A 13,776-nucleotide genomic window follows, 5' to 3' on the forward strand; every position below is an offset into this window, starting at 1 on the left:
ATATTTAACGTAAATTTAGTCTGCAGCGTATCCCAAAATAGCAAAAACGCTCAATAAAAGATTCATTCTCACCTTTTTCTCGGCCTCTTTTGCGTAGGCTTCTTCATTTTTGCTTGGCACATAAAGTTCATAAAAATTTTTGTTTCGGATCACGAACAATGTAGAACCAATAATCATGGTAAGAATATCTTCTGGCTTTGGAGTAAAAGTAAAAACCCCTGAAGCGACTCCTTTTTTAATCACTTCATCCAGTTTCTTTACAAAAAGCTGGTAGAAGTCCAGTAATTCATCTTTTAAGTTCTCCGTATGACGAAGCTCCTGGGTAACAAACCCATGAAAATAATTGTATTTAAATAGTTGGGAAACGATATATTTTATCATTTCACGCATCTGCATTTCAGGTTTTCCTTCCTTGATGGTGTCTGCAAATTCTGAGAAATTTTCCCGGGTCTTCAATACTCTGTACTGATAGAGATAAGACATCATTTTCTCCTTGGAACCAAAGTAATAAGAGATCATGGCGACGTTTATATTTGCCTTAGAACAGATATCTCTCACAGAAGTTCCCTCGTATCCTTTTTTTGCAATCAGCTCTTCTGCAATATCCAGTATGTGAATCTGTTTTTCTGTAAATTTTTTTTTCATGAAGTGTACTTTGAGTAAAGTTAAGAAATTTTTAACACATTTATAAACGATTGTTTAATAATTTTTCATTAAATCTAAATAATAGTATTTTTGAAAATGGAATTTTTTGATTTTCACCATCATAAAAAAAACATTAGAGACGGAATTTACAATTTGGACATTGAAGGGATTCCGCCTGATTTTCCTTATTCAATAGGTATTCATCCCAATGACATTGATGTTATTAATATCAACCTACAACTTAGCAGGATGAAAAACATGATGTTCCCAAATTGCTTTGCAATTGGTGAATGTGGCCTGGATTCCAGGGTTCCGATTGATCAAAACATACAGGAGGATGTTTTTTTAAAGCAGATAAAAATAGCCAATGAGGTAAAAAAACCTATTATTATTCACTGCGTGAGAAAATTCTATGAGGTAATCTCTTTTAGGAAAAAGTCCAGTCAGGCCATGATCATTCATGGTTTTAATAAGAAACAGCAAATTGCTACGGATCTTCTTACCAATAATTTTTACCTGAGTTTTGGAAAAGCTGTTTTGTATAATTTATCTTTGCAGAATATTTTAAAAAACACCCCATTGGACAAACTTTTTTTAGAGACTGACAATGAGGATTTTAAGATCGAAGAATTGTACCTAAAAGTTTCGGAGATAAAAGAAATTTCTTTGGAACAACTCAACGAACAAATTTTAGAAAATTTACACACGATAAGAAATGGATAAATACTGGTTGGAAAGAACGGAACTTCTGGTAAAAGAGGAAGGTTTGGAAAAATTGAATAAAGCTACTGTTTTGGTTGTTGGTTTAGGCGGGGTTGGTTCTTTCGCTGCTGAATTTCTTGCAAGAGCCGGAGTAGGAAATATGACGATCGTGGATGGTGACACAGTGGATATTACCAATATCAACAGACAGTTACCAGCTTTACGTTCTACTGTTGGAAAACATAAGGTAGAAGTTGTTGCAGAAAGACTTTTAGATATTAACCCTGATCTTAATTTAATCAAAATCAATGAGTTTCTAAACCCTGAAAGGATGGATGAAGTTTTGGATTCTGCAAAATTTGATTATGTTTTGGACTGCATCGACAGCGTTACTCCAAAACTTTGTTTGATTATCGCCGCCAAAAGAAGAAGGATAAAAATTGTAAGTTCAATGGGAGCCGGCGGAAAAACCGATCCAAGCAAAGTATTGGTTAGAGACATTAGTAAAACCGAACATTGCCACCTCGCAAGACAAGTAAGAAAAAGACTGAAAAAAGTAAAAATAGACAAAGGAGTTCGTTGTGTTTTTGCCAATGATATTCAGGATGAAGAAAGTTTGAAAATGACTGACGGAACCAACTATAAAAGATCTTTTTACGGAACAATAAGCTATATGCCAGCAATTTTCGGTTTGTATACTGCTGCTGAAGTCATCAACCATTTAGTGAAACAAGATTAATGCAGAACACCAAATATCCCAGAGCAGAAAAGCTCAAAATGAATACAGAGATCGGTTTACTCTTTGAAAAGGGTAAATGGAGAACTTCTGGAAATCTAAGAATTATCATTTTGAAAGACAAGCCTACTCTTTCGGTAGAAACTACCAGGTTTGGCGTTTCTGTTTCAAAGAGATATTTCAAAAGAGCTGTCCATAGAAATCGTATTAAAAGGCTTCTCCGAGAATGTTACCGCCTGAATAAGGATTTATTTAAGAATGCTTTTGGAGAAAAAACTATTGCGATGTTATTTTGGGTTTCTTCCGAAATGCCTCAAAAGTTTCAGGACGTAGAAGCACAGTTTATAAAATTGTGTGAGGCACAGAAAAAGTAATACTCTTTACCGTAACAATATGATGCTATCATAGCTTCTCAATGGCTAATCCCATATAGAGATTTATGAATATCTGTGATTTTTCGTTCACAGATTTTACAAATTTTCATTTTTTCCTGTAGTAACCCAAATTTCATAACATATCAAATCTCAGATAGTTTTTGTAATTTTATAGAAAACATTAAATCTGAAAACGAATATGTTAGACAATATTCCCTACCTTTCCTATGTAATCAGTGCCTTTATCGGCATTGGATTGGCTGCTGCTACGGGCTTCAGAGTCTTTCTGCCTATGTTTATTGTGAGCTTGGCCTCCTACTTCCACTGGATCCCAATGAATGAGCAATTTGAGTGGCTTGCGGGCCTACCAACGCTTATTACAACAGGAATTGCAACGGTTGCTGAGATTCTTGCGTATTATATCCCCTTTATTGATCACCTATTGGATACGGTCACTATTCCTATGGCTACCGTTGCTGGTTCTATTTTATTTGCCAGTCAGTTTGCTGAGCTTGGAACATTTCCACAATGGGCATTGGCTTTAATTGCGGGTGGAGGAACTGCGGCCACGATCAGTTCCGGTTTTGCGGGAATACGGGCCACTTCTACCGCCACTACAGGAGGACTGGGAAATTCTGTTGTAGGAACCACAGAAACGGCTGGCGCGGGCATTATGTCTGTTCTCGCCATGGCAGCCCCTATTATTGCAGCTATTTTAGCGATTATCTTATTAATTGTTGTGATTATCTTTGGACGAAGGGCCTGGAAAAAATTGCGGGGCAGTAAAAGCGCATCTGAAAATTAATATACAAAAAAGTACAGCCTTTACAGCTGTACTTTTTTTATTTAGTTTTTACTTCTAAAATCTTTTATGTCCTTGATTTTGGTTTGAAAATACTCTTTCTTATCAGGATTCTTCTTGATTAATATTTCAAATGCTTTTATCGCCTTAGTATATAGCTTTTGTTCAAAATAAAGGTTCGCTAACGTTTCTGTCATCAAATGTGAGATATCATCATTCTTTTCTTTCACAACGTAGGAGCTTTCTTCTCTTAGCTGACTGATTCTAGGATTATTTTCAATAAAAGCTTCAATTGCTTTCTCTTTGACCTCAACTTTTTCCTTTTCTGCCTCTTCTGGTCTATCTATTTTCAGCCAACTTTGCCAGGTATTGATAAACCCTGGGACATTACTATTGATAGAAGATTGAGGGGTATTCTCTACCACAGCCTTCTGCATTGTTTCTTCGTTTATAGATCTTTCTTTATTTCCTTTCTGTGCTTCTTCCACACTTAAACTTGAAATATCTGATCCAAAGAATGAAACATTCATTACAGGTGCTTCTTCTTTTGGAGTTACTTTACTTTCAATTTCTTTTGAATCCTCCTTGCTTTCTTGCTGATCTTCTATTAGCTCAGAAATTTCTTCTACAACCGGCACAACCTCTTCATTTACGGGCTCCGGCTTATTAATAAGTTCTGTACTTTCAATTTTTTCAGACTCTGTAACAGGCAACTCTTCCTTTACAGGGGCTGCTGTTTCTACTGGCTTCTTGATTAGAGAATCCAGCATATTAGATTCAAGGCTCATTGGCCTCCAAGAGGTTTGAACTTCAGGGGTTTCGTCTTCTTTTTCTTCTATAATCTCTTCCTGGGCAACAACTTCAACAGGTTTTGTATTTTCTACAATTTCGTCTTGTTGTATAGGTTCTGATTTTATTTCTTCCGATTCTGGATTGTCTTGATTTGTAGACCAAAAATGGAAATTCTGAGTTTCTGCAAAGCTGATCTCGTGATCTTCAGTAGCCGCCAGCTCTTCTTTCTCAGGTTGTGGAGCCGACTTTGTCTCTTTCATTTTTTTCTCTACCTCCTCGATCAGACGTCTCATTTCCTCTTCATGCTTATTTACATGGGGCTGGGAAATATCAGCAATTTCTGTTACTTCTTCATTATTTGCCTGTATTTTTACATCAGGCATAAACGCTTCAGTTCCGTGGAAGCTTAGTTCAGCTCCTGATTCTTTTGGCTCATCTTCGGATATAGAAACTGAACTATTTTCGTTTTCAATAATAGCTTCAGGTTCTACCGATTCTACCTCTTTATTTTCTGCCGGCAATAAGCTTTCTGTTTCTTCAAAGCTTAGATTTTCCTCTTCTTCAACTTTTTCTTCTTCAGTTTCTGAGGTGATCACATCTTCATCAATAACTGCTGTTGGAGTGAAATTTTCACCTGCATTTTCTTCAATTTCAGCCTGTACTTCCTCTTCTTTATTGTGAGCCGTTTCTTCTGATATGGCTTCTAGCTTTTGAGTAACCAGGGTTCCTGATTCTAATGTAGATTCAAGATCAATGGTTTCAGTATTCTCTTCATTAAGAAAATTTTCTTCTCCTTCAAATAAAATCCTGTTTCTTTCTCCATTAACGAAGATATGATTGACTTCTTGTGGGGTCTGCAATATGCATGACTCTTTTACCTCTTCTTCATTCTTCTCAGGAACAGCATCTTCTCTTTTTATTGGAAAGCCTTTTTCTTTATAGGCATATCGAGATTTCTCAACAATCTTGGTGGACTGCTTTTCTTCTACAACCGGAGATTTAGGTTCCTGTTGAATCTTCCCATTGATCAGTTGATAAAGAATTTTTTTATCAGTAGTATAAGCCGCTGTTGTGGAAAGCTCTCTCTGATAATTTTCTTTTTCATACAGGTGTACTCCATATAAATGAAGCGCCCTTATATTTTGAATATAGGGAAAAGTGTGAATCTCTTCTTTCAAAAGACCAAGGTCTTCTGATTGAATATTTTTCGGATTTTTTATTAATTCTAAAACTCTGGGATTCATCTTACCAATTCGCTACAATGTCGTTAAAAATCTTGTTAATAATTCTCTCTGTTACAATTTTCACCTGTGAAGCTTCGATATCGGATTGTGACAAGTTGCTGTTAAAAGCTGCTTCATCAGTATAAGTTCTATCAAAACTAGAATCCGGGTGTACTTTATTTTCATAATGTACCTTTACGGTAATTGTAAGCTTATTCTGTGCCTGCTGTATCACTCCGCCCGCTGGAGTTTGCGATGTGGTAGAGCTGATCGTAGTTGGCGTAATGGTATAATCTGTAATTTCTCCTTCAATCAAGATATCAGGATTCTCTTTAGTCCCTTTCAGGGTTGTTCTCTGCACAAATCTATTCTGAATATCTGTTGAGAACTGCTGTGATAATGCAGGGTTTACAAGGGTTGCATTGTTGGGAAACTCATTGATCTGAACAGTCTTTTCATCTGTAAGGGATGATCCTGTAAAGCTGTAGCAAGAATTTAGTACTCCCAGCAAAGCAAAAAGAACTCCAACCAGTATTGGCTGTTTCAGACTAATATTTTTATTTTTAAAATTCATTTTTAGATCCAATTTCAGTAATTTCATCATGCTCAATTTGTTGAATAGCATCTTCATAGGCAAAATAATTTGCAGTGTATAAGAATGGCATCGTAAGAAAAACTCCTATTCCACAAGCAATAATACCAATCTGAGCTAAAATACCCACTACTATTGAGAAAAGAAAAATTGACATTAAATTTCCTTTACTCATTACTTTTGAAATATTCCAAGCTTCTTTTATCTCTTTAATTCCTTTAAGACTGACTAACGGGATAATATAGAAGCCTCTCAATACAAAGTAATAGATAGCCACTATTATTAAAAACATATAAGGAATCATAAAAATCACGGCAACCGGGTTTTCATTATTATTTGACATTCCACCGGTTATGGCCATCACAATAATCAAAGGAATGTAAAGTAGCAGAACACCTCCAAAAACAATTAACTGCAAAATAAAATAAGGCATAAAGTCTTTAAAGTCAAAAATATCTCCAGGACTTGCTGCCTGATTTCTATTAAGCTTTTGAAGGTATTTATATAAATTACCCATTGCTAATAGGCCACAAAAAGGAATAATTGACATGATACAGCATACTAAAAATGCTACAAAAATATTACCGAAGTCTTTCTTTAAAAGTTCAAACCCTTTATTAATATATTCTCCGAGCTTAAAATTAATTGGTTTAGGTGTTAAAATTACTTTCATTATTTATATTGTGTTTAATCTTCCAGGTTATATTGTTTTATTTTTCTGTATAAAGTTCTCTGTGAAATTCCCAGCTCATCTGCAGCTCTGTTTCGTCGTCCTTTATGCTTCTCCAATGCCTTGATAATTAAATCTTTTTCATTGTTTTGAAGAGAAAGCGATTCTGGCCTATTCTCCTCTACTTCAATGTCTTCAAAGTCTTCATAGCTATCTTCAGGACTTGAAATAATGGTTGGCGTCTGAACAGTTGGCGTATCTTTATTATTTTCAAAATACAATAAAGATCCAGAGTTAATTTGTGGTTGACTTTCCGGAGTATAAATTCTATTGATCAGATTTTTTTCATGATTACTTAAGTCTGTCGTTCCTCTGTTCTTTATCAATTCCGAAGTTAAGGATTTTAAATCATTAATATCATTCCTCATATCAAAGAGAATTTTATACATAATTTCTCTTTCACTTCCAAAATCATTTTGCTTTGGTGTACTCTGATTATTAACCACCATTGGAAGATGGGTCTCCATTGGAATGTATTCTGCAAGCTTTTCTGCCGTTATATTTCTGTTTCTCTCCACAACGGTCATCTGCTCTACAAGATTTCTGAGCTGACGGATATTTCCCGGAAAAGAGTAGTTGTCTATATAATGAACGGCATTAGGTTCCAACTCCAGTTCAGGCATTCTGTATTTTTCTGCAAAATCTATAGCAAACTTCCTGAATAGCAAATGGATATCGCCTTTTCTCTCTCTTAAAGGTGGCATATCGATCTGAACGGTATTCAAACGGTAGTATAAATCCTCACGGAATCTCCCGTCATGAATGGCCTTCATCATGTTGACGTTAGTAGCAGCTACGATCCTCACATTGGTTTTTTGAACCTGTGAAGATCCTACTTTCATAAATTCACCGCTTTCCAGGACTCTCAAAAGACGAACCTGCGTCTGTAGGGGAAGCTCTCCCACCTCATCCAAAAAAATCGTTCCACCATCAGCTACCTCAAAGTATCCTTTTCTGGTTGCCGTAGCTCCTGTAAAAGCTCCCTTTTCATGTCCGAATAATTCGGAATCTATGGTTCCCTCAGGAATTGCCCCACAGTTTACTACGATATAAGGCTGATGTTTTCTTTTGGATTCTGAATGGATAATCTTTGGAATGAATTCTTTCCCTACCCCGCTTTCTCCAATAACAAGAACGGAGATGTCTGTAGGGGCAACCTGGATAGACTTTTCCAAGGCCCTATTAAGTGCCGGAAAATTCCCGATAATTCCAAAGCGGTTTTTTATGTTTTGTAACTCGTTGCTCATAAGTAAATTTTTGATTATTGATTCAATGTTAATCTTCTACAGTTCTTCTATCTGTGTTCTGTAGACTTTGTTGAAATGCTGAGTGTAGACGTCTTTCATCGTCTTTCCATCATCATACGTTTTTAATGCTAACATTTTCAAATCCAAATAATCCTTGTTTCTAATCTTAGAAACTTTACTTTTAAAGTATATGTTCTCAGCAAAGTCGTTTTCCTTGCTTTGTTTTTCAAAATTCTCCAGTGCTTTGTCATATCTTCCCAGCTCGAAATAGGTTACTCCCAATTGGTAATGATCAAACATTCCTTTCATGTAACCTCTTGTGGCCAGCAATCTTTCTATAATCCCAGCAGCCTTTTCTTTCTGCCCTAAAGCACTGTAGGACATAGCTTTCACTACATCCAGATTATAATCTCCGTTTAAGGATCTTCCTAAATCTTCAGGATAATATTTTTTTAACTCCTCCAGATCCCGAATAGCGCCTTTATAATCTCTCAAAAACTGGAATTTGCACCAGCCTCTGTATCCAAGATGCATTTTAGGGTCTAAAGCAACGGCTTTATCAATTAAGATTTTCCAGGTTGCAAAGTCTCCATTCTTAAGATAAGGAACCGCTTTCTCCATATAGGCATTGGAGAAACTCGGACAAAGTTCAATGGCTTTATCAAATCCTTCCTGAGACTCCCAGGAACCTTGTAAATCTGAAGCCCAGTTGTATAACTCGCACGCTTTTTTGCAGTCCTCACCCTCTACTGCATTACAGTTGACCTGTGCAATAGTATTGGTGTACACTATAAGTAACAAAAAGCTAAGGTAATACCTCTGAAACTTGTCCATTTTCAATTTTATAGGTTAAATACTGATAATAGTCTATTTTTAAACCTTGTACCTCTTTGGGCATCCAGCCATTGAGTGATTTTGTGAATTTTAAAAGCTTATTTTCTAATGCTTCATCCAAGACAGCATCTTTCAATTCTGAATCCATGTGCTTCAGCCTGAACCATCCTGTCTTTCCCTCACAATTTACTAAAAATCTAACGGTCACATAACCATTAATCTCTTTTTCAGCGTATATATTTTCTTTTTTTAGTTTCTCAACAATAGCGATCTTTTCTCCTTTATAATCAACAGGCTGTTGACCGTGATAATACTGAAAACTGAAAGGTCTATTTTTACCTGCTCCGCATTTTTTAAAACCTGCGTCATCCAGTTTTTCATCAAATATAACATCACCAACGGTATCCGGATATTTACCGGTATTTTTCTCTGCCTGACAGGAGATCAGGGCAAAGGAAAATAGAGTAAAAAGGTAAACCGCTTTTATCAAAACCTAAATTTATTCTGTGATTCTTCCTAAAAGCGTGCCCTGGGTGTTATCGTAAACAAAAACATCCACAATGTCACCTATTTTCTGTCCTTCCGTCTTATCAAAGACACATACTGCATTTTGGGAGTTCCTTCCTTTCCATTGGTTTTCGTTCTTTCTGGAAATTCCTTCGATCAGAATTTGATGCTCTCTTCCCACATAAGATTTCATTCTTTGTCTGGAAAGTTCTCTCTGTAGGTCAATAACCTCAGCAAGACGTCTCTGCTTAACATCAGCAGGAATATTATCTTCCATTTTTTTGTGCGCAGGCGTTCCCGGTCTTTCTGAATAGGCAAACATATAACCGTAGTCATATTCCACTTCTTTCATCAGGCTTAGTGTATCCTGGTGATCTTCCTCTGTTTCGTTACAGAATCCTACAATCATATCCTGAGAGAAAGCTACTTCAGGAACAATTTCCTTGGCTTTTTTAATGAGCTCAAGATATTCTTCACGGGTATGCTGTCTGTTCATGGCTTCAAGCATATTATTGCTTCCGCTCTGTACAGGAAGGTGTACATATTTACAGATATTATCGTGTTTTGCCATCATCTTGAATACATCCAGACTCATATCCTGCGGGTTAGATGTAGAAAATCTGATTCTCATTTCAGGAATAGCCTTGGCTACCAGATCAAGCAATTGAGCAAAGTTAACTGCTGTAGCTTTCTGCATTTCAGATGCTTTGGCAAAGTCTTTTTTAGGACCTCCACCATACCACAGGTAAGAGTCTACATTCTGACCTAAAAGGGTAATTTCCTTATATCCGTTATTGGCAAGGTCTTTACATTCATCTATAATGGAGTACGGATCACGGCTTCTTTCTCTTCCTCTGGTAAAAGGAACTACACAGAATGTACACATATTATCACAACCTCTGGTGATGGTAACAAAAGCTGTAACTCCATTTCCACCTAAGCGTACCGGATTGATATCTGCATAGGTCTCTTCTTTTGAAAGAATTACATTGATAGCATCTCTTCCATCATCTGTTTCTTTCAACAGATTAGGCAAGTCTCTATAAGCATCCGGGCCTACAACAAGATCTACCAATTGTTCTTCTTCTAAGAATTTGGTTTTTAATCTTTCCGCCATACAACCCAGAACTCCTACTGTCATGTTAGGTTTTTCTTTCTTAAGGTTTTTGAACTGGGAAAGACGCATTCTTACTGTTTGTTCTGCCTTTTCACGAATGGAGCATGTATTCAACAGGATCAAATCTGCTTCTTCAACTTTCATCGTCGTATTATACCCCTGTTCATTAAGGATGGATGCAACAATCTCAGAGTCAGAGAAATTCATCTGACAACCATAGCTTTCTAAAAACAATTTTTTAGAATTCTCGGGTCTTTCAGCAATTGCAAAAGCTTCACCCTGTTTTGTCTCGTCTATATATTTTTCCTGCACGATAATCTATTTAAGGTTCTGTATTTAAAATCCAAGGGAATTATTCCGTGAATTTTAATCTACGAACAGATAAGTTTGCAAAGATACAAAATATTGTGACAGAATGTCAGGGCTATCTTTCAGTAAAAATTATTGAAAAATATAAAGGAAGTACAATCCTTATTTTCTAGAAAATTATATCTCTATGGGATTCCAGGGCTTTTTTGTATGGCTTATTTTACAATCAAAAGACTTTTTTTAATCTCCATGATCAAAATGATCTGATGTAAAATTTATTTTAATGATTTTCTTGGAAACCACAGGGCTTCCGTCTTTCATAGCTGGCATCCATTTCTTTTTTACCTTCTTCATCGCGAAACGCATATCATCAATAAACATTTCGCTATTCTTTACTTTTGGTAAAACATCAAGATTTTCAACCTTACCGGCTGTATTTACATCAAATACAAGAACAAACTTTCCATTGACAGCGTACTTTTTAAGATCAATATAAGAGTATATCATTTGTAAAAAATTCTTTGGTGAAGGCTCCATCACCACCAAGGAATTCTGCATTTTGATAAGTTTCTGCATTTTCATTATTAGTCTGGGATTTTTGTGAGTATCCCATAAAGCTAAAGAACAGAAACAGGAGTAAAAAATATTTTTTCATCATAATGTACATTACATATCCACAGATAAGGACGAGAAGTTCATTCTTACTCTCATTTCAGATTTTACCGGCTGGCCATTGCAGGTTGCAGGGCTCCAGGTTTTCTTGATTCGTCTTACCACATACTGCATATCATCAAAGAAAGCCTCACTGTGAAGAACTTTTGGTGAACCAAGCGCATCAATAACTTTTCCCTTATCATCTATAATCAATGAAAATATAAAATCTCCACTCAACGTATAAAAGTCTGCATTCAGATAAGTATACATATATTTACTCAATATGTTCTTGTAGGCTGAAGCACCTCCCTCGAAAGACGCTGGCTTAAAATCATTACACTTCGCAGCAACCTGTAGGAATGGCTCTTTTATATCTATTTTAAAAAGATTTTTATTGTTTTCTACAATAAATGAATCATCTCTATCTTCAAGTTCCTGTGCAAATGCAAAGTTTGCAACACAAAGAGCAAAAAATACAAGTATCGTTTTCATAGCGGATTTTATTCTTAAATTATTAAGCAAAGGTAAATATTTAGAGGTCTTATAAAAAACAAAAACTTCATACGAATATGAAGTTTTAAAAGTATTCCCTCTCAAAATAGGGTTATAATCTGGCTATAACATTCCTTTGATATGCTTATAATTGGATTTCACTGTTTCAAGAACCTCATCCATTTTTCCGCCGAGCATGAGCTGTGCCATAGATTTTGTCATTCCCAGCACCTGATCAAATTCAATTTTTGGAGGAAGTGCCAGGGCGTTAGGGTTGGTAAAAATATTCAACAGGTAAGGACCATTATGATTGAAGCATTCCTTAATAGCATTTTCCACATCTTCTGGTTTATGTACGTTTTTCCCAGGATACCCCATTGCCTGAGCGACTAATCCAAAATCAGGATTAATCATGTCGGTTTCATTATCCGGCATCCCTCCTACTTCCATTTCCAATTTTACCATTCCCAGGGTTCTGTTATTAAAGACAATCAACTTTATGGGTAATTTATACTGAAAAATTGTAGCCATATCTCCTAATAGCATAGACAGACCTCCATCTCCACACATCGCAATAATCTGTTTATCTGGATGTGCCAAGGAAGCTCCGATGGCCATTGGCATTGCATTAGCCATAGATCCATGATTAAAAGAACCCAACATCTTTCTTTCTCCGGTTCCTGTAATAAATCTGGCACCCCAAACACAACACATTCCTGTATCTACAGTAAAAATAGCATCTTTTTGGGCCAATCGGTCTAAGGTATGTGCTACATATTCCGGCTGTATAGCATCTTCTTTACCAAAGTCTTTGACATATTCGAGCTGGTTTTCCTTTACTTTTTCATAAAATGCCAACTGTTCATTCAGGAAGTCAGCATCTGTTTTTTCTTTCAGCATTGGCAGCAAAGCCATAATGGTTTGTTTAATATCTCCGGCAAGTCCCAATTCAAGCTTAGCTCGTCTTCCTAATCTTTCAGGGCTTTCATCTACCTGAACAATTTTATTTTTTACAGGCATGAATTTTTGGTACGGGAAATCGGTTCCAAGAAGAATAACCAGGTCAGCTTCGTGCATGGCATGATAAGCAGACGGAAAGCCTAACAACCCTGTAAGTCCAATTTCATTGGGATTATTAGGCTGAATGGCCATTTTCCCACGAAATGAATATCCCACTGGTGCTTTTAGGAGCTTGGATAATTCTATAACCTCTGCACTGGCTTCCGAGGCGCCTATCCCACAGTAAAGGGTTACTTTCTTATTTTCATTGATAAGTGTTGCCAGATCTTTTAACTCATCATCCGATGGTCTGATAATGGGATTGGTCTTAAATATTTGAGTTGAAGTAGGAGCTTCTTCTGCATTGAGCTCGGAAACATCACCCGGAAGCCCTATTACAGCAACACCTTTCTTTGAAATGGCATGCTGAATGGCAGTCTGCATTGTTCTTTGCACCTGTTCAGGTCTCGTAATCATCTGATTGTAATAGCTACAGTCATCGAACAGCTTTATGGTATTTGTTTCCTGAAAATAATCCATTCCCATTTCGTCACTGGGAATAGTGGAAGCAATAACTAACATGGGAATATGGGATCTGTGTGCTTCATACACTCCATTGATAAGATGAACATGCCCCGGCCCACAACTTCCAGCACATACCGCAAAGCCATCAAGTTCTGCTTCAGCGGCGGCAGCGTAGGCTCCTACTTCTTCATGCCGCACATGAATCCACTGGATGTTGCTTTTCTTGACTGCAATATTGAGATGATTAAGGCTGTCTCCTGTTACTGCATAAATTCTTTTTACATTGGCATTTTCGAGCATTTCAACAATTTGCTCTGCTATATTTTTGGCCATAATTAATAGATTTGGTAGTTATTTTCTCTTTGTGAAGAATGGTAATGACAGGATATAAATCCTCCTAACCCTATCAAATTTAGCCAATTAATTGGAACTTCCAGACAGTTTGAGTATTAAAACTTTGTTATTTTTATTGAAATCCAGCTGGTTTTAAAAGTTT

15 protein-coding genes are annotated in these 13,776 nt (G+C 36.4%); 4 read left to right on the plus strand and 11 right to left on the minus strand.

Annotation, left to right across the window (positions count from 1 at the left end; genetic code table 11):
- Positions 1-15 precede the first annotated feature (15 nt).
- Positions 16-645: a TetR/AcrR family transcriptional regulator gene (locus SCA31_RS16100; protein ID WP_066693165.1), complete on the minus strand. Its 630-nt coding sequence runs from the start codon at positions 643-645 to the stop codon at positions 16-18.
- Positions 646-741: 96 nt separating this feature from the next.
- On the opposite strand from SCA31_RS16100, the gene SCA31_RS16105 reads away from it, so the two are divergent.
- From SCA31_RS16105 to SCA31_RS16120, 4 genes are all read left to right on the plus strand, one after another.
- A complete protein-coding gene (locus tag SCA31_RS16105; protein ID WP_410698009.1) occupies positions 742-1,368 on the plus strand; it encodes a TatD family hydrolase in 627 nt (208 codons plus the stop codon).
- A complete protein-coding gene (locus SCA31_RS16110) occupies positions 1,361-2,086 on the plus strand; it encodes a ThiF family adenylyltransferase (RefSeq protein WP_410697965.1) in 726 nt (241 codons plus the stop codon). Before SCA31_RS16105 ends, SCA31_RS16110 begins: the two co-directional genes overlap by 8 nt.
- On the plus strand, positions 2,086-2,457 hold the full coding sequence (rnpA, locus tag SCA31_RS16115) for a ribonuclease P protein component (protein ID WP_410697966.1): 372 nt from the start codon (positions 2,086-2,088) through the stop codon (positions 2,455-2,457). The genes SCA31_RS16110 and rnpA overlap by 1 nt, the downstream gene beginning before the upstream one ends.
- Before the next feature lie 199 nt (positions 2,458-2,656).
- Complete coding sequence (locus tag SCA31_RS16120) at positions 2,657-3,262, plus strand: DUF4126 domain-containing protein (RefSeq protein ID WP_410697967.1); 606 nt, start codon at positions 2,657-2,659, stop codon at positions 3,260-3,262.
- 41 nt (positions 3,263-3,303) lie between these two features.
- Here SCA31_RS16120 and SCA31_RS16125 read toward each other — a convergent pair whose 3' ends face one another.
- From SCA31_RS16125 to SCA31_RS16170, 10 genes are all read right to left on the minus strand, one after another.
- The gene (locus SCA31_RS16125; RefSeq protein ID WP_410697968.1) at positions 3,304-5,295 is read right to left on the minus strand and encodes a tetratricopeptide repeat protein; all 1,992 of its coding nucleotides are present in this window, start codon (positions 5,293-5,295) and stop codon (positions 3,304-3,306) included.
- A gap of 1 nt (position 5,296) precedes the next feature.
- Positions 5,297-5,848 carry an LPS assembly lipoprotein LptE gene (gene lptE, locus SCA31_RS16130; protein WP_410697969.1) on the minus strand — a complete coding sequence of 184 codons (552 nt, stop codon included), beginning with the start codon at positions 5,846-5,848 and terminating at the stop codon, positions 5,297-5,299.
- A complete protein-coding gene (locus SCA31_RS16135) occupies positions 5,838-6,539 on the minus strand; it encodes a hypothetical protein (RefSeq protein WP_410697971.1) in 702 nt (233 codons plus the stop codon). Before SCA31_RS16135 ends, lptE begins: the two co-directional genes overlap by 11 nt.
- A gap of 14 nt (positions 6,540-6,553) precedes the next feature.
- A complete protein-coding gene (locus tag SCA31_RS16140) occupies positions 6,554-7,843 on the minus strand; it encodes a sigma-54 interaction domain-containing protein (RefSeq protein WP_410697972.1) in 1,290 nt (429 codons plus the stop codon).
- Positions 7,844-7,879: 36 nt separating this feature from the next.
- Positions 7,880-8,677, minus strand: coding sequence for a tetratricopeptide repeat protein (locus tag SCA31_RS16145; protein WP_410697974.1), 798 nt, complete (start codon positions 8,675-8,677; stop codon positions 7,880-7,882).
- Positions 8,649-9,167, minus strand: a complete 519-nt coding sequence (locus SCA31_RS16150) for a hypothetical protein (protein WP_410697976.1) — start codon at positions 9,165-9,167, stop codon at positions 8,649-8,651. The genes SCA31_RS16145 and SCA31_RS16150 overlap by 29 nt, the downstream gene beginning before the upstream one ends.
- 9 nt (positions 9,168-9,176) lie before the next feature.
- On the minus strand, positions 9,177-10,613 hold the full coding sequence (miaB, locus tag SCA31_RS16155; RefSeq protein WP_410697977.1) for a tRNA (N6-isopentenyl adenosine(37)-C2)-methylthiotransferase MiaB: 1,437 nt from the start codon (positions 10,611-10,613) through the stop codon (positions 9,177-9,179).
- A 237-nt stretch (positions 10,614-10,850) separates the two neighbouring features.
- On the minus strand, positions 10,851-11,186 hold the full coding sequence (locus tag SCA31_RS16160; protein ID WP_410697978.1) for an energy transducer TonB: 336 nt from the start codon (positions 11,184-11,186) through the stop codon (positions 10,851-10,853).
- 90 nt (positions 11,187-11,276) lie between these two features.
- Positions 11,277-11,756, minus strand: coding sequence for an energy transducer TonB (locus tag SCA31_RS16165; RefSeq protein WP_410697979.1), 480 nt, complete (start codon positions 11,754-11,756; stop codon positions 11,277-11,279).
- Between the two features lie 123 nt (positions 11,757-11,879).
- Positions 11,880-13,613, minus strand: a complete 1,734-nt coding sequence (locus tag SCA31_RS16170; protein WP_410697980.1) for a thiamine pyrophosphate-dependent enzyme — start codon at positions 13,611-13,613, stop codon at positions 11,880-11,882.
- Positions 13,614-13,776: the final 163 nt, after the last annotated feature.

This window comes from Chryseobacterium sp. SIMBA_028 (assembly GCF_046535285.1).
Lineage (GTDB): Bacteria > Bacteroidota > Bacteroidia > Flavobacteriales > Weeksellaceae > Chryseobacterium.

Coding starts and splice junctions, on each gene's coding strand:
- SCA31_RS16145 (WP_410697974.1), bottom strand. CDS start 8,677: ATGGACAAGTTTCAGAGGTATTACCTTAGCTTTTTGTTACTTATAGTG.
- lptE (WP_410697969.1), bottom strand. CDS start 5,848: ATGAATTTTAAAAATAAAAATATTAGTCTGAAACAGCCAATACTGGTT.
- SCA31_RS16120 (WP_410697967.1), top strand. CDS start 2,657: ATGTTAGACAATATTCCCTACCTTTCCTATGTAATCAGTGCCTTTATC.
- SCA31_RS16160 (WP_410697978.1), bottom strand. CDS start 11,186: ATGCAGAAACTTATCAAAATGCAGAATTCCTTGGTGGTGATGGAGCCT.
- SCA31_RS16140 (WP_410697972.1), bottom strand. CDS start 7,843: ATGAGCAACGAGTTACAAAACATAAAAAACCGCTTTGGAATTATCGGG.
- SCA31_RS16125 (WP_410697968.1), bottom strand. CDS start 5,295: ATGAATCCCAGAGTTTTAGAATTAATAAAAAATCCGAAAAATATTCAA.
- SCA31_RS16165 (WP_410697979.1), bottom strand. CDS start 11,756: ATGAAAACGATACTTGTATTTTTTGCTCTTTGTGTTGCAAACTTTGCA.
- SCA31_RS16110 (WP_410697965.1), top strand. CDS start 1,361: ATGGATAAATACTGGTTGGAAAGAACGGAACTTCTGGTAAAAGAGGAA.
- SCA31_RS16105 (WP_410698009.1), top strand. CDS start 742: ATGGAATTTTTTGATTTTCACCATCATAAAAAAAACATTAGAGACGGA.
- SCA31_RS16100 (WP_066693165.1), bottom strand. CDS start 645: ATGAAAAAAAAATTTACAGAAAAACAGATTCACATACTGGATATTGCA.
- rnpA (WP_410697966.1), top strand. CDS start 2,086: ATGCAGAACACCAAATATCCCAGAGCAGAAAAGCTCAAAATGAATACA.
- SCA31_RS16135 (WP_410697971.1), bottom strand. CDS start 6,539: ATGAAAGTAATTTTAACACCTAAACCAATTAATTTTAAGCTCGGAGAA.
- SCA31_RS16170 (WP_410697980.1), bottom strand. CDS start 13,613: ATGGCCAAAAATATAGCAGAGCAAATTGTTGAAATGCTCGAAAATGCC.